At 58.0% G+C, this 24,686-nt stretch carries 22 protein-coding genes; 11 read left to right on the forward strand and 11 right to left on the reverse strand.

Features of this window, described 5'->3' with window-relative positions:
• Positions 1-2: 2 nt before the first annotated feature.
• Positions 3-878 (forward strand): DUF3034 family protein, encoded by an 876-nt coding sequence (locus CFII64_RS01115; protein WP_020288897.1) that lies wholly within the window; start codon positions 3-5, stop codon positions 876-878.
• Position 879: 1 nt separating this feature from the next.
• Positions 880-1,299, forward strand: a complete 420-nt coding sequence (locus CFII64_RS01120; RefSeq protein WP_020288898.1) for a group 1 truncated hemoglobin — start codon at positions 880-882, stop codon at positions 1,297-1,299.
• 114 nt (positions 1,300-1,413) lie between these two features.
• Here CFII64_RS01120 and CFII64_RS01125 read toward each other — a convergent pair whose 3' ends face one another.
• Both CFII64_RS01125 and CFII64_RS01130 read right to left on the reverse strand, forming a co-directional pair.
• Positions 1,414-3,828, reverse strand: a complete 2,415-nt coding sequence (locus CFII64_RS01125) for a glucose/quinate/shikimate family membrane-bound PQQ-dependent dehydrogenase (RefSeq protein ID WP_020288899.1) — start codon at positions 3,826-3,828, stop codon at positions 1,414-1,416.
• 131 nt (positions 3,829-3,959) lie between these two features.
• Positions 3,960-5,342, reverse strand: a complete 1,383-nt coding sequence (locus CFII64_RS01130; RefSeq protein ID WP_020288900.1) for a carbohydrate porin — start codon at positions 5,340-5,342, stop codon at positions 3,960-3,962.
• Positions 5,343-5,714: 372 nt separating this feature from the next.
• Here CFII64_RS01130 and CFII64_RS01135 point away from each other — a divergent pair, with 372 nt between their 5' ends.
• Positions 5,715-5,942 carry a VF530 family DNA-binding protein gene (locus CFII64_RS01135; RefSeq protein WP_020288901.1) on the forward strand — a complete coding sequence of 76 codons (228 nt, stop codon included), beginning with the start codon at positions 5,715-5,717 and terminating at the stop codon, positions 5,940-5,942.
• A gap of 41 nt (positions 5,943-5,983) precedes the next feature.
• Entirely contained in the window at positions 5,984-6,640 is a 657-nt protein-coding gene (locus CFII64_RS01140; RefSeq protein ID WP_020288902.1) for a Pr6Pr family membrane protein, read from the forward strand.
• Between the two features lie 24 nt (positions 6,641-6,664).
• Here the strand turns inward: CFII64_RS01140 and CFII64_RS01145 are convergent, their stop codons facing one another.
• The 3 genes from CFII64_RS01145 to CFII64_RS01155 form a co-directional block, all read right to left on the reverse strand.
• Entirely contained in the window at positions 6,665-7,435 is a 771-nt protein-coding gene (locus tag CFII64_RS01145; RefSeq protein ID WP_020288903.1) for a siderophore-interacting protein, read from the reverse strand.
• Positions 7,432-8,016: a PadR family transcriptional regulator gene (locus CFII64_RS01150; protein ID WP_020288904.1), complete on the reverse strand. Its 585-nt coding sequence runs from the start codon at positions 8,014-8,016 to the stop codon at positions 7,432-7,434. The genes CFII64_RS01145 and CFII64_RS01150 overlap by 4 nt, the downstream gene beginning before the upstream one ends.
• A 118-nt stretch (positions 8,017-8,134) precedes the next feature.
• A complete protein-coding gene (locus CFII64_RS01155; RefSeq protein ID WP_052026553.1) occupies positions 8,135-11,299 on the reverse strand; it encodes a transglycosylase domain-containing protein in 3,165 nt (1,054 codons plus the stop codon).
• Between the two features lie 249 nt (positions 11,300-11,548).
• Here CFII64_RS01155 and CFII64_RS29670 point away from each other — a divergent pair, with 249 nt between their 5' ends.
• Positions 11,549-11,743, forward strand: coding sequence for a hypothetical protein (locus CFII64_RS29670; protein WP_047573918.1), 195 nt, complete (start codon positions 11,549-11,551; stop codon positions 11,741-11,743).
• 36 nt (positions 11,744-11,779) lie between these two features.
• Positions 11,780-12,412: a hypothetical protein gene (locus CFII64_RS01160; RefSeq protein ID WP_156883138.1), complete on the forward strand. Its 633-nt coding sequence runs from the start codon at positions 11,780-11,782 to the stop codon at positions 12,410-12,412.
• Between the two features lie 60 nt (positions 12,413-12,472).
• On the opposite strand, the gene CFII64_RS01165 is transcribed toward CFII64_RS01160, so the two are convergent.
• The gene (locus CFII64_RS01165) at positions 12,473-13,225 is read right to left on the reverse strand and encodes a hypothetical protein (RefSeq protein WP_156883139.1); all 753 of its coding nucleotides are present in this window, start codon (positions 13,223-13,225) and stop codon (positions 12,473-12,475) included.
• A 420-nt stretch (positions 13,226-13,645) separates the two neighbouring features.
• On the opposite strand from CFII64_RS01165, the gene CFII64_RS01170 reads away from it, so the two are divergent.
• Entirely contained in the window at positions 13,646-14,527 is an 882-nt protein-coding gene (locus CFII64_RS01170) for a hypothetical protein (protein WP_156883140.1), read from the forward strand.
• 52 nt (positions 14,528-14,579) lie between these two features.
• Here the strand turns inward: CFII64_RS01170 and CFII64_RS01175 are convergent, their stop codons facing one another.
• The 4 genes from CFII64_RS01175 to CFII64_RS01190 form a co-directional block, all read right to left on the reverse strand.
• Complete coding sequence (locus tag CFII64_RS01175; RefSeq protein WP_156883141.1) at positions 14,580-15,278, reverse strand: hypothetical protein; 699 nt, start codon at positions 15,276-15,278, stop codon at positions 14,580-14,582.
• A gap of 115 nt (positions 15,279-15,393) precedes the next feature.
• The gene (locus tag CFII64_RS01180) at positions 15,394-16,536 is read right to left on the reverse strand and encodes an OpgC family protein (RefSeq protein WP_020288911.1); all 1,143 of its coding nucleotides are present in this window, start codon (positions 16,534-16,536) and stop codon (positions 15,394-15,396) included.
• A 180-nt stretch (positions 16,537-16,716) separates the two neighbouring features.
• A complete protein-coding gene (locus tag CFII64_RS01185; RefSeq protein WP_020288912.1) occupies positions 16,717-18,330 on the reverse strand; it encodes an FMN-binding glutamate synthase family protein in 1,614 nt (537 codons plus the stop codon).
• A 220-nt stretch (positions 18,331-18,550) separates the two neighbouring features.
• A complete protein-coding gene (locus CFII64_RS01190) occupies positions 18,551-18,916 on the reverse strand; it encodes a hypothetical protein (protein WP_020288913.1) in 366 nt (121 codons plus the stop codon).
• 196 nt (positions 18,917-19,112) lie between these two features.
• On the opposite strand from CFII64_RS01190, the gene CFII64_RS01195 reads away from it, so the two are divergent.
• The 3 genes from CFII64_RS01195 to CFII64_RS01205 all read left to right on the forward strand — a co-directional run bounded on the left by CFII64_RS01195 (position 19,113) and on the right by CFII64_RS01205 (position 21,053).
• Positions 19,113-19,394: a type B 50S ribosomal protein L31 gene (locus tag CFII64_RS01195; RefSeq protein ID WP_020288914.1), complete on the forward strand. Its 282-nt coding sequence runs from the start codon at positions 19,113-19,115 to the stop codon at positions 19,392-19,394.
• A gap of 163 nt (positions 19,395-19,557) precedes the next feature.
• Positions 19,558-20,649: a D-alanine--D-alanine ligase gene (gene ddlA, locus CFII64_RS01200; protein WP_020288915.1), complete on the forward strand. Its 1,092-nt coding sequence runs from the start codon at positions 19,558-19,560 to the stop codon at positions 20,647-20,649.
• Positions 20,646-21,053 carry an NUDIX domain-containing protein gene (locus CFII64_RS01205; RefSeq protein ID WP_020288916.1) on the forward strand — a complete coding sequence of 136 codons (408 nt, stop codon included), beginning with the start codon at positions 20,646-20,648 and terminating at the stop codon, positions 21,051-21,053. The genes ddlA and CFII64_RS01205 overlap by 4 nt, the downstream gene beginning before the upstream one ends.
• A gap of 135 nt (positions 21,054-21,188) precedes the next feature.
• Here the strand turns inward: CFII64_RS01205 and metR are convergent, their stop codons facing one another.
• A complete protein-coding gene (metR, locus tag CFII64_RS01210) occupies positions 21,189-22,106 on the reverse strand; it encodes a transcriptional regulator MetR (protein WP_020288917.1) in 918 nt (305 codons plus the stop codon).
• Positions 22,107-22,213: 107 nt separating this feature from the next.
• Here metR and metE point away from each other — a divergent pair, with 107 nt between their 5' ends.
• Positions 22,214-24,529, forward strand: a complete 2,316-nt coding sequence (gene metE, locus CFII64_RS01215) for a 5-methyltetrahydropteroyltriglutamate--homocysteine S-methyltransferase (RefSeq protein WP_020288918.1) — start codon at positions 22,214-22,216, stop codon at positions 24,527-24,529.
• The last annotated feature ends 157 nt before the right edge of the window (positions 24,530-24,686 follow it).

Here is a 24,686-nt window from a genome sequence, read left to right on the forward strand (position 1 = left end):
ACATGGCTTACAGATATTCGGTTGTGCTGAGCTCGGTGTTGAGCTGTGTCTTGGGCGCCTGCGTACAAACCGTCGAGGCCGATAACGGCCGGCTGATCGCCACCGGCGGTGCGTCAAGCATTGAAGGGGCAGCGGGCGGCGGGATCATTCCCTGGGCAGTATTGACCGGTTACGGCGAACAGGGCGAATGGGGTAGCAGTGTATTTGCCACCCATGTCGATCTGCCGGATTACACCCTGGACGTTGCAGGTATGTCGGTTGCATACGGCAATCGTGTGGAATTGTCGTACGCCCATCAGCGGTTTGATCTGGGCACACTGCAGCACAAGCTAAGCCTGCCGGACGACAATCTCACTCAGGATATCTTTGGCCTCAAGGTCCGGTTGTTCGGTGATCTGATCTACGACAGCTTGCCGCAGGTGGCTCTGGGCCTCGAATACAAGCACCAGAACGACTTCCTGATCCCTGCTCTGGTGGGCGCCAGGCGTGATTCGGATGTGGAAGGTTATCTGACCGCCAGCCGCTTGTTGATGGGCGCCGCGTTTGGTTACAGCGTGGTACTCAACGGCGGTTTGCGTTATAGCCGCGCCAACGAAACCGGCTTGCTGGGGTTCGGTGGCGACCGCCGCGATACCCGCAGCGTGTTGAAGGAAGGTTCGGTGGCCATCCTCTTCAATCCACGCTGGGCGCTGGGCGTGGAATACCGGGAAAAGCCTGACAACCTTGCTTTTGCAGGCGAAAGCGATTGGGCTGATTTGTTCGTCGGATATTTCCCCAATAAGCATTTGTCGGTAGTACTGGCTTACGCGCGTTTGGGCGAAATCGCCACCCTGGATGACCAGAACGGGGCCTATCTGTCCATTCAGGGGAGTTTCTGACATGCGCCTGTTGAGCGGTTTGTTGATTGCCTTGCTGGTCGGTTGTGCGCAACAGCCGCCACAAGATGACAGCTTGTATCTGGCTTTGGGCGAGCGTCCCGGTATCCAGCGGATAATCGAAGGCATGTTGCTGAACATCGCCAAGGACCGGCGCATTGTCGAGCACTTCAAAAAGGTCGATATCGTGCGCCTGCGCGACAAACTGGTCGAACAGGTGTGCGTTGAAGCGGGTGGCCCCTGTCGCTATTCCGGCGACAGCATGGCTGAATCCCACAAGGGGCAGAACCTGACGCGCAGCGACTTCAACGCGCTGGTGGAAGACCTGATCGACGCCATGGACGCCGAAGGCATTTCCGTACCCAATCAGAACCGCCTGATCGCCCGCCTGGCGCCGATGCGTGGGGATGTGATCGAGAAGTAGGACTGGCTTTAGCCGGGAGAGCGTGCTCCCGGCTAAAGCCAGTCCTACGAACTGCCCCATAACGAAAAAGCGGCCATCTTTCGACAGCCGCTTTTTCATTGCCTCAGCGAACCATCAATCCGGCAGTTTGAACGCCATCACGTAGTCGCCTTGCTTGGTGCCCAGCGAACCATGACCGCCCGCCACGACCAGCACGTATTGCTTGCCGTCTTTGCCGGTGTAAGTCATCGGCGTGGTTTGCGCGCCTGCTGGCAGGCGGCCTTCCCACAACTGCTTGCCGTTACGAACATCGTAGGCGCGCAGGTATTGGTCAAGCGTGCCGCTCAGGAATGCGACGCCACCGGCGGTGGTGAACGTCCCGCCCAGGCTTGGCACGCCCATGGACAGCGGGATAGGAACCGGCGAGCTGTCACGCACGGTGCCGTTTTTGTGCATCCAGATGGTTTTGTGATTGGTCAGGTCGACCGCCGCGACATAACCCCAGGCTGGCGCCTGGCAAGGCAAGCCCATCGGCGACAGCAGTGCTTCGAGGATCACACCGTATGGCGCGCCTTTGTTGGGCTGCACGCCTTCGGTTTCGCTTTTGCGACCTGGACCGCCTTCGACTTCGACCGCCGGCACCAGTTTCGAACGGAAGGCCATGTAGCTCGGATTCACGAACGCGATCTGGCGTACCGGATCGACTGAAATGCCGCCCCAGTCAAACACACCGAAGTTACCTGGATAAACCAGCGAACCTTGCAGCGACGGCGGGGTGAACGGGCCGTCGTAACGCAGGGATTTGAAGTCAATCCGGCACAGCATCTGGTCGAACGGCGTCACGCCCCACATGTCACGCTCCTTGAGGGGCGGCGGCATGAAGTTCAGGTCGGATTTCGGTTGCGTCGGCGAAGTGTGATCGCCTGCCACCGCGCCCTGAGGGACCGGGATTTCGTTGATCGGGATGATCGGCTGACCGGTGCTGCGGTCCAGCACATAAATGCTGCCCTGCTTGGTCGATACCAGTACCGCTGGCTTGACGCCATCTGCGGTTTTCATGTCCAGCAAGGTCGGCTGACCGCCCACGTCCATGTCCCACAGGTCATGGTGAGTGAGCTGCATGTTCCAGCGTACTTTGCCGGACGCGATATCCAGCGCCACAATGCTTGCGCTGTATTTTTCCGACTCCGGCGTGCGATTGCCGCCCCATTGATCCGGGGTCTGGTTGCCCATCGGCAGGTAAAGCATGCCCAGCTTTTCATCGACCGCGAACATCGACCACATGTTGGGCGAGTTGCGGGTGTACTTCTGGCCCTCGGCAAGCGGCGTGGTGTCGTCCGGATTGCCACTGTCCCAGTTCCACACCAGACGGCCGGTGTGGACGTCGAACGCACGGATCACGCCGGAAGGCTCGTCTACCGAAACGTTATCGGTGACGTGGCCGCCGATAACCACCAGATCCTTGGTCACCGCGGGTGGCGAAGTGGAGTAGTAACCGCCAGGTGCGAAGGTGCCGATATTGGCGCTCAGGTCGATGGCGCCTTTGTTGCCGAAGTCTTCACAGACTTTGCCGGTGTCGGCGTTCAGCGCGATCAGGCGCGTGTCGGCAGTTGGCAGGAAGATACGACGTGGGCAAGCGTTGCTGCCGTTAGTCGCGACGGCCGGAGTGGCCGGGCTTTGCGCTGGCGCTGCGGCATAAGCGGCATCATCGTGATACGACACGCCACGGCAGGTCATGTGCGCCCAACCTTTGAAGTTGGCGGCATTCTGGGTGCTGATTTTTGGATCGTAGCGCCAGATTTCCTTGCCGGTATCCGGATCCAGCGCGATCACCTGGCTGTGCGGCGTGCAGACATACAGCATGCCGTTGACCTTGAGCGGGGTGTTTTCCGCCGTGGTTTCGCCTGGGTCGTTCGGGCCAGGGATATCGCCGGTGCGATAGGTCCAGGCCGGAACCAGCTTGTTGGCGTTTTCCGGAGTGATCTGCGCCAGCGGCGAATAGCGGTCACCGAAAGCCGTACGACCATAGGACTGCCAGTCACCGTCGGGCATGGCCGGTGCGGTGTTGCTGGTGCCCGCGGTGTCGCGGTCCAGTTGACCCTTGATTTCGCCAGGGTGGGTGAACTGGCTGGCCAGCGCGGCAACACCGGCCAGCACCACGGCCACGCTCAACGCGCCGGTCGCCAGGCCGCCGGGTTGGCCACGCAGCACTGGGCGGCGGAACCAAGGCAGCAACAAGACGATACCCAGGGCAAACCACAACGCCAGACGCGGCACCAGTTGCCACCAATCCAGGCCGACTTCCCACAAGGCCCAGACGGTGCTCGCAAACAGAATCACTGCATACAGACCCAGGGCAGCGCGGCGTCCGGTGATGAGCAGCAGGCCCGTCACGGCGAAACCGATACCGGCCAGCAGGTAATACAACGAACCGCCCAGTTGCAGGAGTTTGACACCCCCCGCCAACATGATCAGGCCCATCAACAAGATCACCAGCCCGAGCAACGTCGGTAGCAAGCGATATCGACTGAAAGCACCATCAGTGCTCATAGTGTGAATCTCCGTGACAGTTAAGTGATTGAAACTTTTATATTCGTGACGCCGATTCCTGACGAATCGTGTGGCGATACTTTGACGCTAGTTGCTGAAACCTATTACCGACAGTTCAAATCAACCGTTGGTCAGAACGACGACTGGATTTTCAAGCCCGCGACCAGCGCGTCGTCGACCTTGTCCACACCGCCCGGATGACGGATGAACTGCAGGTTGGGACGCACGGTCAGCCAGTGGGTGACGTGCACGCCGTAATACAGCTCGGCGTTGTATTCAGTATCCTGCAGCGGCATGAAGGCCGGGTCGCTGTAGTCGTAGACCGCCGCTGCCCGATTTTGTGCGTCCGTGTTTTTGCGGTACGCCGGGTTGACGTGAATGCGCGCGATGGCCAGACCGATGTCGTCCTGCGGGCGGGCATCGAACGGACCTTTGTAGAAGCCGCCGAGTGCCACATAGTTGTCGACCCTGTTGGTTTTCTTGTCGTGCAGCGTGCCGTTGACGAACAGGCTGAGGCCGCGACTGGAATCGCCATCGACGGCGGTGACTTGCTGACGCAGGTTCAGCCACAGGCCGTGTTTGCTCGAAGCGCTGCGATAGGCGCCATCGGTGGCGGCTGCTGACTGACCATTGCTGTTCTTGTACACATCCTGGCTGTCGGCGGTGCTGTAGTAATAACCGGCGCGGTATTCGCCTGGCAGGCCGGCAACTTTTGGCGACCACACCAGTTCAACCGGCAATACCGCGCCTTGGGTGCCGCTGCCGCTGAGCTTGAAGCCGTTGTCGTTTTCCAGGTTCGAGGGGTTCTGCTCGAACACGCCGATCTGCGCAAAGAATTCAGGCGTCAGCTGATATTTAACGCGCATGGCCCATTGGCTGATCGGCCAGTTGTAGACGATGCCGCCGTCCCAGTTGCCGACCTGGGAGCCGCATAACGCCAGGTTCTGGAAGTCGCACGGGAAGGTGCCGAAATCTTCGCCCTGATTAAAACGGCCGAGCTTGATGCTCAAGGCCTGATCAAGGAATTTCTGCTGGTACCACATCTGCGTCAGGCGGGTAACGCTGCCTCGGCCCCAGACTTCCTGGGACGACGAAAGCGTGCCGGTGCGCGGATCGCCGACGCGGTCATTACTGATGTTGTCGCCATTACGATTGCTGACCGTCAGCTGGAACTCGGCATCGTGCCAGCCGAGAATCTTCTGCAGATCAAGGTGCGCGCCCAATGCCCATTGATCGCTGTAACGAACGGCTTTGTCATGGTTGTAACCGCCATGCAGGTTGGAGCCCGTCTCGGAGGTGTAGTCCAGCTTGAAGTCATACCCTTGCTGCGCAAGCTCACTGCGCTTGCCATTCCAGTCGCCCAGCATCCAGGGCGAGTCGGCATCGAATGCGGGTGCTGCCTGCGCGCAAGTCGCAAGCCCCAGTGCCAGCAGGCCGCAAACGCCATGGATGGTTTGCAGGCGCGACACAGCAGGCACGGCGATGGCAGCAGATCGTCTCGGGTAATCGGACATTAGGAGCATTCTTTTTAAGTTATTGAGTGAGGGTCGAAAGCGGCATCTCGCACCTGAAGAAACGAGAGAAGGAAGCGAAAAAACAGGATTAATCGATTCAGCCGTTGAGGATGGCAATGATAGGGGGCTAACGACTCAGCAAACAGCGGGGAAATTGACATGGATCATTGCGAGGGCTGCAACAGTGAGCTTGAGGGGCGACCGCGATGTCCTCCGCGCACACTATTTCAGGACAACTCCTACACTTTTGATGGGCATTAGCAGTGCGACAATCGGCAGCCTTCGCACGCTAAGCTCTTCCCGCTGTCAGAAGGCTCGGCTAAGGTGCGCAGCTCTTTGAAACGCCCTTGCTCATCAACTCGAAGGTTCCGCATGACAACACAGCATTCCAATCCTCTGCATGGCGTGACGCTGGAACAGATCCTCAACGCTCTGGTTGAGCATTACGAGTGGTCCGGCCTGGCTGAGCGCATTGATATTCGCTGCTTCAAGAGCGACCCGAGCATCAAGTCCAGCCTGACGTTTTTGCGCAAGACGCCCTGGGCTCGGGAAAAGGTCGAAGCGCTGTACGTGAAGTTGCACCGCAGCAAGGGTTGGTAACTTTGTCCGGGTTGGAGCCTGGGCCACAAGGATTAACATCGATGTACGCCGAACACACGCAACCGGCGCAGGGACAGCGCCGCTACACGATCATTGCCGCGAGCCTGGGCTGGTCGGGACTGGTCATTCAGCTGTATCTGATTTTCTTCGCGCGCTGGGCAGACGACGCCAGCCTGATTGGCGGATTAGTGCGGTTCTTCAGCTTTTTTACGGTACTGAGCAACACGTTGGCGGCGGTGGCCCTGACCTGTGCGCTGAGCCGCAGCACGTCAGCGGCGCAGCGTTTTTTTCGCCATCCCGTGGTGTGCGGCGCGATTGCGACCAGCATTGTTCTGGTCGGTCTGGCCTACAACATTCTATTGCGCCATTTGTGGCAACCCGAAGGCTGGCAATGGGTCGCGGACGAATTGCTCCACGACGTCATGCCGCTGATGTTCCTGGGGTATTGGTGGCTGTATGTGCCCAAGGGCGTGTTGCAATTCAGACATGTGCTGCTGTGGATTCTTTATCCAATTGTCTACTTTGCCTACGTGCTGCTGCGCGGCAATTCCCTCGGCGATTACATGTACCCCTTCATTGATGCGGGAACCATCGGCTTTGCCAGGGCCTTCATCAATGCCGGCGGGGTATTAGCGGGGTTTGTCGGGGTCGGTTTGTTGTTGGTGGGGGTGGATCGATTCAAGGGGCGTCGGGCGTAAACGCCCGCTCGCTCCAACGGGGATTCAGCCCTCATCCCGCTCATCAAGCCGCCAGTAACCCGAGCACTTGACCAGCGATTCATCGAGCCCGAATTCGCCGAGCAATACGCGCCGAATCCTGCGTGACAACGCCGCTTCGGTGGCGACCCAGGCATACAGCTGGCCTTCGGGCATTTCCAGGCGGCGGGTGACGTCCACCAGGTCTTGCTCGCCGCGCACGATCCAGATCACGTCGACTTGCGCCTGGCTCTGGAACACCTGCTGTTCGCCCATATCCGCAACCTCGACCACCACCAGCGCGCAGCGATTGGTCGGCAGGCCTTCAAGACGCCGGGCGATGGCGGGCAGCGCGGTCTCGTCGCCGATCAACAGGTAGCTGTCGAACATATCCGGCACGATCATCGAACCACGCGGGCCACCGATGTACAAAAACTGCCCCGGTTCGGCCTGTGCGGCCCAGGTGGCGGCCGGACCTTCGCCATGGAGCACGAAGTCGATGTCCAGTTCGCCGCTTTCGGCGTCATAACGACGCGGCGTGTAATCGCGCATGGCCGGGCGCGGGCCGTCATCCGGCGCGCCGAGTTGCAGGGTTTCCATCGCTTGCTGTTCTTCTGGGGTACGCGGAAAAATCAGCTTCACGTGATCGTCGGTTCCCAGGCTGATAAAGCCGGTCAGCTCCGGCCCGTGCAGCGTAATCCGACGCATCTTCGGGGTGATGTCTGTGACGCGCAGCACCTGCAACTTACGGCGTTTGATTTCATGGCTGACGCGGTGGATCGATTGTTGCGAATTCATACCGACTTCTCCGAACCTTGAGGGCCATCGACGATGGCTTTGGCGGTGTTATTGAGCAGGTCGCGAACCCGCAGGATTTCCTCGGGGCTCCAGCGGCCATCATGCAGATGCATGGCGTGACGCAGATTGTTCACGGCTTCATGGATTTCCGGCGGCCGTTCGTGACCTCGCAAGGAACGCTTGCTGACGTCGATGCGCATGCGGACGCCGTCCAGCGCCACGGCTTGCTCGGTCAGTGACGCGCGACCCGTCTCAGTGATGGCGTAGTGTTTTTTGCCGCCGTGAGCGCTGCCTTCGATCAATTCGCTTTCTTCAAGAAAGGTCAGGGTTGGATAAATCACGCCGGGGCTCGGGCTGTAGGCGCCATCGAACATGCTTTCAATCTGACGGATCAGGTCGTAGCCGTGGGATGGCTGTTCGGCGATCAGCGCCAGCAACAGCAATTTCAGATCCCCCGGCGCAAACACCCGAGGCCCACGGCCACCGCGTTCGCCGCGAGGACGCTTTTCAAAACCGTCACGACCTTCGCCGTGGTCGCGGTGATGGGGGCGGTGTTCATTGTGGTGATGGTCATCACGCATTTCTCTATCTCCTGTGCAAGTTAGATATACCTTAAGATATATCTTAATCATTGCGCAAGAGATAAAGACGAACGGTTCTCATCTGCCACATTCCGTTGGAGTGAGGCTTGCCCGCGAATCAGACGCCTCGGTGGACCAGAGCTATCGCGTTATCGCTTTTCGCGGGCAAGCCTCGCTCCAACGGGGCCGTCGGCGCACTGCATTGCGTATGCGCGCCCGGTTCAAGATACGGACTCAGGATCGGCGCCATGCCCTTGAGCACTTGCACCGGCAGTGCCGAGGTGAAGCGAAATCCTTCCGCGGCCTTGCCGGGCACGAAGGCGGTAAGCGTGCCGAAGTGGTTGTCGCCCAGATAAAACACGAACGTCGCCGTGCGGTTTATCGCCCGGGAGCTGAGGATGCGACCGCCCGCGCCGATGCTTTCGATGCGGTTGTCGCCGGTGCCGGTTTTACCGCCCATTGCCAGCGGGCTGCCATCCGGTAATTTGAAACTGCCCTGCACGCGCTTGGCTGTGCCGCCGTCCACCACTTGCGACAAGGCTTCACGCATGGCCGCCGCCACTTCGGACGGCAATACGCGCTTGCCAAGCTCCGGGTTGTTGGCCAGCCGCGTTTCATAGGGCGTGTCGGCGGCAAAATGCAGGCTGTCGATGCGCAAGGTCGGCAAGCGGATGCCATCGTTCTGGATGATCCCGATCAACTCCGCCAACGCCGCAGGACGGTCCCCCGAGCTGCCGATTGCGGTCGCCAGGGAAGGCACCAGATGATCGAACGGGTAGCCGACCCGCTGCCAGCGTTGATGGATATCGAGGAACGCTTCGATCTCCAGCATGGTGCGGATGCGGCTGTCGCGAGCGCTTTTATGCCGGCTTTTGAACAGCCAGCCGTAGACTTCCTGACGTTCGAAATGGCTGGCCGTCACCGCATCCTTGAACTGCGCCTCCGGGTTTTTCAGGAGATAACCCACCAGCCACAGATCCAGCGGGTGAACCCTGGCGATATAGCCCTGATCCGGCAAGTCGTAGGCGCCCGGGCCGTAGCTCTGATACAGCTCGGCCAGGCGCTTTTCGCTCAGCCTGGGGCCGATTTTTTCTTCGGCCATGTGCGCCCGGACAAACGAGTTGAACGCCGTCTGATCGGCTTCCGGCAGCAAATAGCGATGAACGGCCGCCAGCCGTGGCGCTGTGGGATGAACGCCATCAAGGAACGTGTCAAGCCGCTCCTGGGTGGTCTTGTCCTTGTAGCGTTTCCAGAATCGCAGCAGAAAAACCGAGCCTTCCCGATCCGCGAAGCGGGCGAGGTATTCCTGGCGGCGCGGGTTGTCATCGTCCTTGAGCAGCTCGGCGCTGTTGCTGGGTGCCTGGTACGTGCTGTAACGCACCAGATCGCGCATCAGGCGAATGAACGGCAAGTTGATCGACTCGCGCAACGCCTCGCGCAGCGTCGGGTTGCGCCCGTTATCTTCTTTGCGGAAATTGTTGAAGTGATGCAGGCCTCCGCCGGTGAAAAACCGCTCGCCTGGGCTCGCCGAGTAATGCCGATCCAGGGCCGCAGAAAGCATCTTCGACACGCTGCGATCCTTGTTCTGCGCCAGATAATCCACCGCCCAGCGAGTCAGGCGATCCTGCTCTTCCACCGGGGTTTTACTCAGTTGCGCCGAGGTCAGCCCGGCGTAGCGCCCGTGCAACTCGGCGATCATCTCCAGATACGTCGTCAGCACCCGCATCTTCGCCGTCGATCCGAGTTCCAGCTTGCTGCCTTCGTTGATGTCGAACGGCTGGTCGGTGCTGTCGGTCTGCACCCGCACCCGCGATCCGTCCGGGCCCCGCTCGAACAGGGTAAAGCTGTAACGCACCTGCGCGGTACTGGCGGGCGTCAGCAAGCGCTCGCCCAATAATCCGACGTTCGCTGCGAAAGCCGGGTCGGCCAGATCGCGCAGGTACTGGCCAACGCGCGCCTGCAACTCGCTTTGCAAGGTGGTGGTGGCTGACAGGTCCAGACGATCCAGATCATAAAGCGGGCGATTGAGCATCCCCGACAGGCGACTGCGCGCCACACTGATGCCCTTGTTGGTTTCAATCGGCTGAATGGTCGGCTGCTGAATCCAGTTACGGTAGGTGACCGTGCTGTTCAGCGCCGCATCCGCCAGACGCTGATCAATGACTTTATTCTGCGCCAGCAGGCGGATATGGCTATCGGTCAGGTCAGCCAATTCCGCGCGGCCCTTGGCCAGATAGTGCGACGGACGTCGCTGGGCGATCACCAATGAGAGCACTTCACGCAACGCCAGGCCACGCGCCGCCAGACTTTGTGGGTCGCTGGCGGTGGACGCCAGTAACTGGTTGGTGCGCACGAAATCCGCGCCGTACCAGACCCGCAACCCTTCGGCCAACCCGTGCACTTCGCCATGGCCCGGCACCGCCGACAACGGCACGCTGTTCAAATAATCACGCACCACCCGCTGCCGGGCTTGCAGGGTTTGCTCGCCGGGTTGATAGGCGCGCACGCTGGCGGAAACCATCTGTCGCAGCTTCTCCGAGCCCGACTGAGTCAAGCCATCGGGGGAGTGACGGTATTTTTCCAGCTGTGTGGCCAGCGTGCTGCCGCCTGCCGATTGGCCGGGCAGACCGATCATCTTCGCCAGCTGTGAAACCGCAGCCTTGGCAAACCGTGGCCAGTCCACCGCCGGGTTGGCCATTGGCTGCCGCGGGTCCAGCAAATCCCGGTTCTCGATGAACAACAGGCTGTGCACCACCAATGGCGGAATTGCGGCATAGCTCGGATAGAACTGCTGCGGGTAGCGGAACTGATAGAGATCGGAACCCCGGCAGTCGGTAATCGACAGCCCGGCCTGAATCTTCTCTTCGTAAGGCACGAAAAAACCGCGTCGGCCGTAAGCGAGCAGTTCGGGGGAGAAGCGGGTCTGTTCAACGATCAGATAATCGCGCTTGAGCAGGCGCGGCAGGAACTCATCCAGAGCGGAGTAACCCAGGCGCTTATCAAACGGTCCGTCCCCCGGATACAACACCGCATCGCTGGGGCCAGGTTGCAGCGAGTAGCTCAGGCTTGCCGAAAATCGGCTGAACTCCCGGGCCTGCAGCCTGGAGGTTCGCGATTCGGTGGCAATGACAAAACCGAACACCACCAGGCCCATGACCAGCAACACCCAGAACACGCGCCACGCATTACGCCTGTGGCGAGGGCTTTTCGGCATTGGTGGCTGATTCTGACTGTCCGTGTCCTGAGCAGTCTGCTTCGTATCGGAATGCCGTAATACACCCATATCCATTGGCCCGGTTAAACCTGTTAATCGCACCTGACACAAGCTTAGACGCTGGCAGACGTGGCGGCAGAAATCTTTGGTCTCAGGAGCGGTAAGGCGCTGGCCGACCCGTTTGTGGGAACGGTCTGTTTATTAACGTAGGTGGCTGACGGCGGGTGGGGCGGGTGATTACGTCCGGTTTTGTCAGTGGCTTAAACGCGCTGTGTAAATAATATTTATATATTGACTGAATCTACTCAAGGATTTGCGATGAACAAGAATAAAAAGCTCGCCCTCGGTACATTTGCGTCTGCTCTTTTATTGGCGGGGGCGTGTGGGGTGAATGCGCAGGGGAATGTAGAGGTTGTGGGGAATGGATCTGATGAGCCTGTATGTCAGGTTTTGTCGGATCAAGTTCATAGGCTGCGAAATAAGCTCAAAAATAAAGAGGAAGTTCACTGTTAAGAGTTTGCGGCAATACGTGGCCAAAAAGTGATGTTGGTGAACCGTACTCCTGATTCTGAAAAGCAGTTACTTATCGAATACTTTCATGAGGGGCGATGGGCGAAGGGCTATCCAGGGGACACAATCACCTTCTCACGTCTCAAGGCAGGTGACGCGGTCCGGGTCCGAATTTCTTATCGGCGGACTGAAGCTTATAAAGACACAGAATACAATTTGAGCTTCGGGTCATACGCGTTCATGAAAGATGTAAAGCTGACAGCGCCGCCAGTCTGGGCTCGTGTCGGAGCGGGTAATACCGGATGGGTGGTAGGCGTACAAACCTACGAAGAGTTATCGTATGAGTTGCAATATACCGATTCCACTGGTGCTCCCCTTAAAGGAAGTTACGCTAAATTTAATCTGTATCTGGATGGTCGTTCGAAGGAGCCGGATTTTTTCAGGCTAGCATCAGCCGACGATACCGGGAAAATCGATCTGACATTCAAACTGGATAGGTGCTATGACAGCGAGGTGCGCGCAGAACAGAATGACGATGAGGGCGTTAATTACGGGATCGCCGGATATAAAATAGTTCGCTGGTTCGTATCTGACGAACTGGTTGGCCCTGAAAATTTTGAGCAGCAGAAGAAGTGGACGGCTGCGTTCGCGTTGCATTGCATCAGCAATTAATAACCCTATAGATAGGTAGTTCTATAAGGCCCGCCTATCTACGTTGTAAGCGTCCAGTCATCACGTTTTTATGTCAATTGAACGACGCTCATAAATCGGTTCGTTGGGAACCCAGGGATTTCCGAAGAGGTCCAGTGCACCGGTGGGATGTGCCAATAGCGCCGCATAATTCACCCGCGTGCCTAGATTTTCCATGCTAAGAGGATCTTGTCCCGGTTCGGGTGCTTTGTAGCCTGCGTATTTTATTAGCGTTTCTGCATGTGCTTGAAGGGCTGCGTTTAGTCGCTTGTGATCGCGTAGGGACTGGGTCAAAATTGCTTGCTCTAGCGGGGTGAGTTCGTCTGAGTCAATAATGCTTATTTGGCCGCATGCATCCAGCGTGAAGTTGAATAGTTTGGTCGATAGCTCTGGATATGTTTTGGCAAGCGCATTCTTAAAGTTTTGCAGTTCTGACTTGATAATGTTGACTCCTGTCTCCGCAAGCAAGCGTAGTGAAGATAGCTCAAATCCCCGGCATGTCCAGCAGCACTCTTTTTCCTTGATAACTTCCGGACCGCCCCAAGGATTTTCTCTTGCGTAATTTTGGTCTTCTGTCATTCCGATAACGCCCTGGAACAAACATTTCTGATCCGAAGAGCCTCTATAACCCTTCAACGTATCAGTTGAACTGACTGGCTTATCGCTGGGTTGCGAAGTGGTCCGCAAGGATTGTCCTTGTTCATGATTAGCTTGAATGGCTTCCTCCGCTCTGGCGTTTCTTGATGCCAGGTTTGGGTAAGGTGATTGCGCAGCGGAATTGGGATTGATATTCATAGCAACTCTCTCTGTTCATTTCCCCTTCATAACGGCCAACTGCAAAAAAACTTTGCCTGATAAAGTTGTGGGAAATTTCCGAGTAGGAGTTTCAGTGCGACGCAGTTCTCAAACAGCAACCACCTGGGGAGGTTTTGGTTTGCCCAGGCGTTTGTTGAGATCGAGCCAGTCGGCGCATGAGCGCCATCGGCGCGAGGGCGAGGAGTACGCCGAGGTAGCGAGCAGTAATTCGCTGAGTTCGGTGCCTGCTGTAAGCATCGGCAGCATTAGTTGTGCGAAATGTATCACGAAAAAATTAATGAGTAGGACGTTTCTGATTTTTATACGAGCGTGTTGACTCAGATTATACGCAGTGATTACGTCGAATTTGTCAGTGGTAAAACTGCCTGGCATAACCAAATTAAATTGTTGAGGTTTCACATGCATAAGAATAATAAATTGCTATTAAGTGTTGTCGTGTCCGCTGTTTTATCAGCGGGAACTCATGCTGCATGGGCACATGCTGTTGTTGAGGGAAGCGTTGCACAAGTTCCCCCTGCGCCGACGGTAGAGGAACCCGTGTTCAGCGTGTTGTCAGATAAAGTTCATAACATCAACGGCCGGTTAAACAGCTCGGCGTCCGAGCACTATTACGGCTTCACCTCCCTGCGAGGGCAGGATGTCTTGCTGCATTCGACGAGTCGGCAACACATCAAGGTCGAGCGGCACGTAGACGGAGCCTGGACATTAATTTCAGGCCGAAATACCCTCAAAGGCCTGGAACCGGGCGAAGAAATCATCCTCAGGGTGACACACAACCAAAGTACGCCCTCTGGCAGCGGAGAATATAGCCTGGTGTTTGGCTCCTATCCCGTCTTGAAGGAATTCAAGTTTCACGATGAGGAGGCCGTTTTGCGCATCCCCTATGGCTATGCCTATCCGGAATGGCTGCCTACGCAGGCCTATAAACAGGCCAGGATTGAGGTGCAGTTTACTGACACTTCTGGGGCCGCGCTGGAAGGGGCAATAGCAGCGTTCGGAGTCAGTTTTGACGACGGTTACAGAGAGAGTATAAATACTGCCCTGTTCTCCAATAGCGAAGGCAAAGCTTCGCAGTTGGTTGAGTTTGGACGTTGCGAAGGTGGCGCTCAAGCCAGAGATTTTGTTGAATACAGTCGGGGGTACAATAATACGTGGAGAAGTTACTATCGTACCGGCAGTTATGTAGTGATGAACTATCTGGTTGACGTGGTCGCGAATCCTGAAGGCTATAATTTGGCGCATATTTGTCGTCAGCAATTGGTGAGTAGCAGACCTTCTTGAGCATAGCAATATCCAGGGCCCACCAGGTTTTCTGGTGGGCCCGCTTTTTTTCTTATGCAAGCGTGTCGATCGATGGCTCGGGCCGTCTCTCTGAATTGTCATTGAGCATTTTATCAAATGTTTTATTCAAGCTGTCCCACGCAATATTGAGGATGTTGCCGTAGTCAATCGTCGTTTGAAAATTGTGCCTGTTTAGATTGTATTTTTTGCCAAGGCTATCGGCATGATCTATCAGCGTCATCAGTGTTTGAAAGTGTGAATTAACTGTTTTGCTTAATCCATTGAATGTATTGATTTTCTCCGTTAACCAGGATTTGTCGGATTCACTCAGTTTCTGATGGGGGTCGAGTATTTTAATTTTTCCGACTTCATCCAGTGTAAATCCATATTTTATCGATGCGATATCAGAGTGTTGATCGGTAATGTAGTCGGAGAATTCCTTGAATTTAATTTTAATGGTGTGAAGTTGCGAAATTTTATCTACTTCTTGCATGAATATAAAAAATCTCCTCCTGTCATAATCATATGTTAAATTTTCCATATACCACTTCTCTGACTCCCACGGTTTTTCTTCGTACTCATAGAGTTCGATTTTATCAGCCGTCTCCAGGGTTCCTGGGGCTGCGTCTGCGTCGAGCGCCTTTATATCACCGGGGTTGCCAGTCGCCAAAGCTGGCCTCTCAACGTCAAATTTTCTATTTTGTACCAACGAATAGGCACTGCTGACGCTCACTGCGGAATTGATATTCAAAATAACTCCCTCTCTAATTAATCCGTTCCCCCTCCTTAACGGCCAACTGCAAAAAAACTTGGCCTGATAAAGTTGTGGGAAACTTCCGAGAAGGAGTTTCAGTGCGACGCAGTTCTCAAACCGCAACCACATGGGCGGGTTTTGGTTGGCCCAAGCGTTTGTTGAGATCGAGCCAGGCGGCCATGAGCACCATCAGCGCCAGACCGATGAGGGCGGTGCAGATTTGCATCGGCCAGGTATCGCCCGCCAGGGCGTTGGCCATGTCGGCGAGGGGGGCGAGGAGTACGCCGAGGCAGAAGATTTCCAGCGAGTAGCGGCCCATTCGACAGGTCTGTTGCGCTGGCCAGTTGGCCAGCCAGCGTTGGCCGACGGGCAGCAGTTTTGCCACGCAGTAGGTCAGGGCCAGGAAGTGCAGCAGACGCACGGGGGCAAGGTCGGTCTTGCTGATGGGGTAGAGCCAATCGGCGATGATCTGCGGCACCAGCTCGGCGTGCAGCTCAGGGAATTTCCAGAGCACGGTCAACACGCCCGCCAGCAACACGTAAGCGGCGCAAAGCATGAACAGCGGTTGTCGCCGCAGCGCAACCGGCTCGGCGCTGCTGGTCGATTTCGCTTGGGACTTCAGTGCACAAGCGCCGCCCAGCACAAACAGCAACTGCCACGCCACTGGATTGAAATACCAGACGCCGCCGCCTTCGTAGGCTGAAAGGTTCCAGCCGTACAGCGGCACCATCATGTACAGCGCCAACGACAAGCCGACCGTCAGCGCAATGCTGCGCAGCATCAACGGCAGGATCAGCGGCAAGGCGAGCAGCAGCAGAATGTACAGCGGCAGCGGGTCAGTCAGGTTGGGTTTGAAGCGCAGCAGCAATTCATCGGCCAGCGCTTGCTGCGGATTGCCGACGAAGTATTCCAGGCCCATTTCCCGGACCATGTCCCGGGTTTCGACGTGATTGTTGGCGACGAAGACGATGCCCATCAACAAGGTCAGCAAGAAGATATGCACCACATACAGCACCCAGGTGCGGCGCAGGATGCGAATGCAGGCGACGACAAAACCGTCGCGTTGGGCAATGCGGCCGTAGGCCAGGATCGCCGCGTAGCCGGCCAGGAACACGAAAATTTCCGCAGCGTCGCTGAACCCGAAATTACGTACGGTCAATTGGGCGAAGGGGTTGTCCGGCACGTGATCCCAAAAAATGAAGATCAGCGCCAGGCCGCGAAAAAAGTCGATGCGCAGGTCGCGTCCGTCAGTCATAACGGTGGGCTCTTGAAGTCGTAAAAAGTAGAGGTCAATGCACAGGCAATGGTTCACGCCGTCGGTCCAGCAGACCGGCGGCGCGGAAGGGTGGCGGGTTAGCGGTGCAAATGCAAAGCGAGGCTATTACAGAATGTCTCAATGGGCACCAGGCATGCCCATCAAGGTTTCTGCGGTCGATCAGGCAATCGCGTTGGGCTCGAAACTGTCTGCCCGCGCCATTTGCCACATGTTCGAATAGAAGCTGCCATCAACGGGGCCGGTGAGTAGCTGGCCGGGCTGCAGGAATACATGGGACTGCGAAAACAGTTTCACTTCCGTCGCCGACATGCGCCGCACCAGGTGCCGAGCGCCCAGTTGCGAGGGATGATCGAGCCCGGCGGCGGCGATCATTTCTGCCAGGGCCTTGAGCGTATTGCGATGGAAGTTGAAGACGCGCTGGGCTTTGTCCGGCACGACCAGCGCCCGCTGGCGCAGGGTGTCCTGAGTGGCGACGCCGGTCGGGCATTTGTTGGTGTGGCAACTTTGCGACTGAATGCAGCCGATGGCGAACATGAAACCACGCGCCGAGTTGGCCCAGTCGGCGCCGATAGCCAGCACGCTGGCGATATCGAACGCACTGACGATCTTGCCGCTGGCGCCGAGCTTGATCTTGTCCCGCAGGTTCAAGCCAACGAGCGTGTTATGCACGAACAGCAGGCCTTCGCGCATCGGCACGCCCATGTGGTCGGTGAACTCCACGGGCGCTGCGCCAGTGCCGCCTTCGGTGCCGTCAACCACAATGAAGTCGGGCAGGATGCCGGTTTCCAGCATGGCTTTGGCGATCCCCATGAACTCCCAGGGATGGCCCAGGCAAAACTTGAAACCCACCGGCTTGCCGCCGGACAACTCGCGCAACTGCGCGATGAACTGCATCATTTCGGTGGGTGTAGAGAATGCGCTGTGCCGTGATGGCGAGACGCAATCCTCGCCCATCATGATGCCTCGGGTTTCGGCGATTTCCTTGGTCACCTTGTCCTTGGGCAGGATGCCGCCATGGCCGGGTTTGGCGCCCTGGCTCATCTTGATTTCGATCATTCGCACTTGTGGGTCCTGCGCCTGCCTGGCGAAGCGCTCGGGATCGAAGCGTCCATCGGCGGTGCGACAACCGAAATAGCCGCTGCCCAGCTCCCAAGTCAGGTCGCCGCCGTTTTCCCGGTGATACGGGCTGATGCTGCCTTCGCCGGTGTCATGGGCGAAGTTGCCGAGTTTGGCGCCCTGATTCAAGGCGCGGATGGCATTGGCGCTGAGCGAGCCGAAACTCATCGCGGAAATATTGAACAACGAAGCCGAGTAAGGCTGGGTGCATTGCGGGCCGCCGACGATGACGCGAAACGAGTTCGGATCGCTCAATGGCGCGGGGCGCATGGAATGGCTGATGAATTCGAAGCCGGTCTGGTAGACGTCGATCAGCGTGCCGAAGGGCCGGTCTGCCGACTCATTCTTGGCCCTGGAATACACCAGCGAACGCTGCGCCCGGGAAAAGGGCAGGGCGTCGCTGTCGGATTCCAGCAGGTACTGGCGAATTTCCGGGCGGATGGCCTCCACGGCGTAGCGGATGTTGCCCAGGATTGGATAATTGCGCCGCACCGAATGCGGTGATTGCAGCAGATCGAAAATGCCGACTATCGAAAGCAGCCCGGTGACCAGGGTAAACGGCCATAACCATTCGTGATGCAAGAACGGCAAGCTGAACAGCGTGAACAACACACAACCTACAAAGAAGGCGTAACGACTGAGAAGGGACAGGCTCATACGTATTCCTGGGCTAATAACGGTGATTTATTGGCTGCGCTCGATCTTTGTCGCTGCGCTTTGGAGCGGACTTGGAAGATACAGGCCTTTAAGGTAATTCTGAACCGATCCCGGGACGCGATCACGTCAGTTCGCGATTTGATGCGGACCGGTTTTAGCCGGGAAGATGCCTTCGCGGCTGAAGCCGCTCCTACGAGTTAGCCAGTCAGGTGTGTGCCGCTCAGCTCTCCAGCACCCAGGGTTTCACGCGACGGGTGCGCTGCGCCATTTCATGAATATCTTCCCGTCCCTCGAGGCTGGTCCAGCGCAGGTGCTCGATCAGCTTCATTTCTATCGGGTTGAGTGCCACGAAGCCCAGTTCGTCGGCCTTGCGCATGAACGCGTCGCGGGGTTCGCCTGGTTGACTGGCGGCGATCACTTCCTGCAAGGCGCTTTGCAGCATCGAGACGTAGCTCACCAACATTGAGGGGTTGCACAGCACGTCGGTTTTATTGACATAGCCATCCAATAGACGCAGCGAGTCGCGGGCTTCAATCAGGCGGTTGTACGCGTAGGAGGGGAGTTGAAAATGATCGGGTTGAGACATGGCTTGTTTCCATCCGGCCAGTATGCCAGGAGGCCAATCCCGGGTCATTGATTGAGCAGCAGCGGCTCGAACATTAGCGACATGTGTCTGCCTAATCAAGTTCGCGAATGATGCAAGTCACGACAATCGATGATGGTTCACACTTCGCGTTATGTTACTGTGTAACACATCAATTACGTACTCATCTGGAGGCAACATGAAACCTGATATCCACCCCGCATACCGTACCGTGCTGTTCCACGACACCGCCGCCGATGCGTTTTTCCTGATTGGCTCCACGGTTGATACGGAGCGCACGCAACAACACACCGATGGCAAAACGTATCCTTACGTCGCCCTCGATGTATCCAGCGCTTCACACCCGATGTACACCGGGCAGCAGCGTAAAACCACTACCGAAGGCCGTATCGCGGGCTTCAACAAACGCTTTGCAACGTTCGGCTCCGGTGGCAAGAAAGACCCTGAAGCCACGGAATGAAACCGCGTGGTCCCGAGCGCTGGACGATCAGATTCTGTTCGTCCGGCGCGCGGGATTTTTTTTGCCTGAATTTCAGTCCCGATGACAACCGGCATGCTTCGTCGCTGGACTAACGCGTCAATTTGCTTTTGACTCTGCGGCCTGAAACCCAGGAGTTGTCGTTTTGAAAACATCAGTCGCCATCCTCTTCGGCGGTCAATCCAGCGAACACGAAGTCTCGCTGCAGTCAGCCAAGAACGTGATCAACGCGATCGATCGCGGCAGTTATGACCTGACCTTGATCGGCATCGACAAGCAAGGCCGCTGGCTGCATTTCGATGAGTGTGATTACCTGCTCAATGCTGATAACCCTGCACAGATCAAACTCAGCGAGTCGGGCAAGCTGCTGTCGTTGCTGCCGGGAAGCCTGGCCGGGCAGTTTGTCGACGTCGCGTCGGGTGTCCAATTGCCGAGAATCGATGTGGTGTTCCCGCTGATTCATGGCGCATTCGGCGAAGACGGTTCATTGCAGGGCTTGTTGCGCCTGCTGGCGATCCCGTTTGTTGGACCGGACGTGCTTTCCTCGGCGGCCTGCATGGACAAGGACGTCACCAAGCGTTTGTTGCGCGATGCCGGAATCGCCGTCGCCCCTTCGCTGGTGCTGACGCGCGGGCAATCGGCGCGCTTCGAAGAAGTGTCCGCCAGGCTGGGCCTGCCGATGTTCGTCAAACCGGCCAGCCAGGGTTCGTCCGTGGGCGTCAGTAAAGTCAGCGACGAAGCGGGCTTTAGCGCCGCGCTGGCGCTGGCTTTCGAGTTCGATCACAAGGTGTTGATCGAGCAGGGCATCGTCGGTCGTGAAGTGGAATGTGCAGTGCTTGGCAATCGCCAGCCACAGGTCAGCGTGTGTGGGGAAGTCATCGCCAATGACGAGTTCTACGCCTACGACACCAAATACCTGAACGGCGATCAGGCGCGGATCGCCATTCCGGCCGAGCTGACGCCCGAACTCAGTGATCAGGTCCGGGACGTGGCGCTGCACGCTTATCGAGTACTGCAATGCGCGGGGCTGGCGCGGGTGGATTTCTTCGTCACCGAGGCGCGGGACATCATCATCAATGAGGTCAACACCCTTCCGGGATTCACCTCCATCAGCATGTACCCCAAACTCTGGCAGGCCAGCGGCATGACCTATGCGGGCCTGATCGACCGGTTGATCGTGCTGGCGCTGGAACGCGCCGATGAAGCACGCCAGCTCAAGGTCGAGATATTTTCATGAAGGTGATTCAGATAGCCGCCGCGCTGTTGATCGGGAAGGATGGCCGCACCTTGTTGGTCCGCAAGCGCGGGACGACAGCCTTCATGCAACCGGGCGGCAAGATCGAACCCGGCGAGCTGCCTGCCGTGGCTTTGGCGCGCGAGCTTGAGGAAGAACTGGGGTTGCTGATTGATCCCGTTCAGGCCGCTTATCTCGGCTCCTTCGCCGCACCGGCGGCCAACGAGCCTGGCTTTGAGGTGCGCTGCGAGCTTTTTGAAGTGCGCATCGATGGCGATGTGGTACCGGCGGCAGAGATCGAGGAGGTCGTCTGGATCAGCGCCGACAGCCATCCTCAACTGCCATTGGCCCCGCTGACCCGGGATTCGATCCTGCCGATTTATCAGGGATTACCCGCTCAAGCATGACGTGCATTCTGTAGGAGCGGCTTTAGCCGGGAGGGGGCCAGATCATACACCGCACCTGTGTCGGCAGAACTCTCGCCCTCCCGGCTAAAGCCGGTCCTACGGATCCCACATTAGCCGCGCGACACCGGTCGTCGTTTACCGCACCGCACTGACCCCATCCAGCGTCGAGAACGAGGTGTCCTTGGCGGTGAGCAGGAAATCGCGCATGTACGGCGCGTCGAGCATGTCGGTGCGCACGGCGGCGTACAGCGTGGCGAACAAGCCTTTCTCGCCCAGGCGCTTGGCCTTCACATAACCCCGCGAGCTGTATTCATGCAGCGCCCAGTGCGGCATCCCGCACACGCCACGGCCGCTGGCGACCAGCTGCATCATCATCACGGTCAGCTCGGAAGTGCGCACCTGCGCCGGTTCGATGTCGGCGGGCTCCAGAAACCGGGTGAAGATGTCCAGGCGGTCGCGTTCTACCGGATAAGTAATCAGGGTTTCCTTGAGCAGGTCCTCGGGCACGATGTAAGGCTTGTTGGCCAACGGGTGTTGGTTGGCGACGGCTAACATCGCTTCGTAAGTGAACAGCGGTACATAAGTAATACCCGCCAGTTCCAGTGGGTCGGACGTCACCACCAGATCCAGATCACCACGGGCCAGGGCAGGCAGCGGCGCGAAAGCGAAGCCCGACGCCAGATCCAGCTCCACTTCCGGCCAGGCATCGCGAAACTGATCGATGGTCGGCATCAGCCACTGAAAACAGCTGTGGCATTCGATCGCCATGTGCAGACGCCCGGCCGTGCCGCCTGCCAATCGTGCGATGTCCCGCTCTGCGCTGCGCAACTGCGGCAGCACCGCATCAGCCAGTTGCAGCAGGCGCAATCCGGCGCTGGTGAAACGCACCGGCTTGGTCTTGCGCACGAACAACTGCATCGCCATGCGTTCTTCCAGTTCCTTGAACTGGTGGGACAACGCCGATTGCGTCAGGTGCAGGCGCTCGGCGGCCTCCACAAGGCTGTCGGCTTCGCGCAAGGCATGCAGGGTTTTCAGGTGGCGTATCTCAAGCACCGCTGGCGCTCCATGAATAGATTTTGTGATCAACACGAAAACAATGAGTTTGTCTCATGTTGCCTTCGCTGTCGACAATGGCGCCATCTTTTACGGAGGGACGCACCATGGCCTTGGCCCACACACTTGGTTTTCCGCGCATCGGCGCTGATCGCGAATTGAAAAAAGTTCTGGAAGCTCACTGGAAGGGCGATCTGGATGAGCAAGGCCTGCGCGCCGCCGGTCGCGAGCTGCGCGCCGCGCATTGGCAGCTGCAAAAGGATGCGGGCATCGAGCTGCTGCCGGTGGGTGACTTCGCCTGGTACGACCAGGTCCTTACCCATTCGCTGACCTTCGGTGTAATCCCCCAGCGTTTCGCCCAGACCACGGACGCTCAAGGCTTGCCGACCCTCAACACCCTGTTCGCCATGGCGCGAGGTGCGACTGCGTGTTGCAACGGGGCGCATGGCAAAGGCCAATACGCGCAGGAACTGACCAAGTGGTTTGATACCAACTATCACTATCTGGTCCCGGAATTCACTCAGGATCAGCGTTTCAAATTGAGCTGGGAACAGCTGTTCGAAGAAGTCGACGAAGCCCGCGCCCTTGGCCACAAGGTCAAGCCGGTGGTGATCGGTCCATTGACTTACCTGTGGCTGGGCAAGGCCAAGGGTGACAGCTTCGACAAGCTCGATCTGCTGGAGCGCTTGTTGCCGCTGTACGGCGAAATCCTCGGCCGCCTGGCTGCCCAGGGCGTTGAGTGGGTGCAGATCGATGAGCCGATTCTGGCGCTGGATCTGCCGCAGGACTGGAAGAACGCCTTCGAACGCACCTATCACAGCCTGCAATATTCACCGCTGAAAAAACTGGTGGCGACCTATTTTGGCGGCCTGGAAGACAACCTCGGTCTGGCGGTTTCCTTGCCGGTGGACGGCCTTCACATCGACCTGGTGCGCGCGCCGGAACAACTGGCTGCGGTGCTCGACCGCCTGCCGACTTATAAAGTGTTGTCCCTGGGCGTGGTCAATGGCCGTAACGTCTGGCGCTGTGATCTGGACCAGGCGCTGGCGCAATTGCGTGAGGCGCAGCTGCGCTTTGGTGACAACTTGTGGGTTGCTGGCTCCTGCTCGCTGCTGCACAGCCCGGTGGACGTGCAACGTGAAGACAAGCTCGATGCCGAGCTCAAGAGCTGGCTGGCGTTTGCCGTGCAGAAATGTGCAGAAATCTCGCTGCTCAGCGCGGCCTTGAACGCGCCGGAGTCATCCGAAGTGCAGGCCGTCCTGGCTGAAAGTCGCGCCATCCAGATCAGCCGTGCGCAATCGCCGCGTATCCATAAACCTGAAGTGCAGGCGCGTCTGGCGGCAATCACCGCTGCCGACAGCCAGCGTCAATCGGCGTTTGCCGCGCGTATTGAACAACAGCGTGCGCGCTTGAATCTGCCGGCATTTCCGACAACGACCATTGGCTCATTCCCACAAACGCCGTCCATTCGTCTGGCGCGTCAGTCGTGGAAACAGGGGCGTCTGTCGGCCAACGACTATACCGACGCGATGCGCCACGAGATCCGCCACGCGGTGCAAACCCAGGAACGCCTGGGGCTGGACGTGCTGGTGCATGGCGAGGCCGAGCGCAACGACATGGTTGAATACTTCGCCGAGCAACTGGATGGCTACGCCTTCACGCGCTTTGGCTGGGTGCAGAGTTACGGCTCGCGCTGCGTCAAACCAGCGGTGATCTTCGGCGACTTGAGCCGTCCGCAGGCGATGACCGTGGACTGGATCAGCTACGCCCAGAGCCTGACCGACAAGGTCATGAAAGGCATGTTGACCGGGCCGGTGACCATGCTGATGTGGTCTTTCCCCCGCGAAGACGTGTCGCGCAAGGTCCAGGCGCAGCAACTGGCCCTGGCGATTCGTGACGAAGTGGTGGACCTGGAAACGGCGGGTATCAAGATCGTGCAGATCGACGAAGCGGCCTTCCGCGAAGGGCTGCCGCTGCGTCGGGCGAACTGGCAGGAATATCTGGACTGGGCTGTCGAAGCATTCCGCCTGTGCGCGTCGGGCGTGCGCGACGAAACACAGATCCATACCCACATGTGCTACAGCGAATTCAATGACGTGATCGAGTCAATCGCCGCCATGGACGCCGACGTGATCACCATCGAAACCTCGCGCTCGGACATGGAATTGCTGCAAGCCTTCAAGGCGTTCGATTATCCGAACGACATCGGGCCCGGCGTCTACGACATCCATTCGCCACGGGTGCCCGGCACTGAAGAAATGGTCCGCCTGATGACCAAGGCCGTGCAACGCATCCCGGCCGAGCGCTTGTGGGTCAACCCCGATTGCGGCCTGAAAACCCGCGCCTGGCCTGAAACCGAAGCGGCGTTAGTCAATATGGTGGCGGCGGCGCGGCAGTTGCGTAGTCAGTCTGCTGCCAGCTGAAAGCTATGAGCCACAAGCTGCAAGTGACGCTGCGAAAATCGCTTGCGGCTTTAAGCTTGCAGCTTGCTGCTCTGAATGACCATTCAGCCCTCTTCATCAAACTGTCACGTAACTGTGGCAGCGCGCTTTGCAAAACATCATCAAACTCGTTGCCTAC

The organism is Pseudomonas sp. CFII64, from assembly GCF_000416235.1.
Lineage (GTDB): Bacteria > Pseudomonadota > Gammaproteobacteria > Pseudomonadales > Pseudomonadaceae > Aquipseudomonas.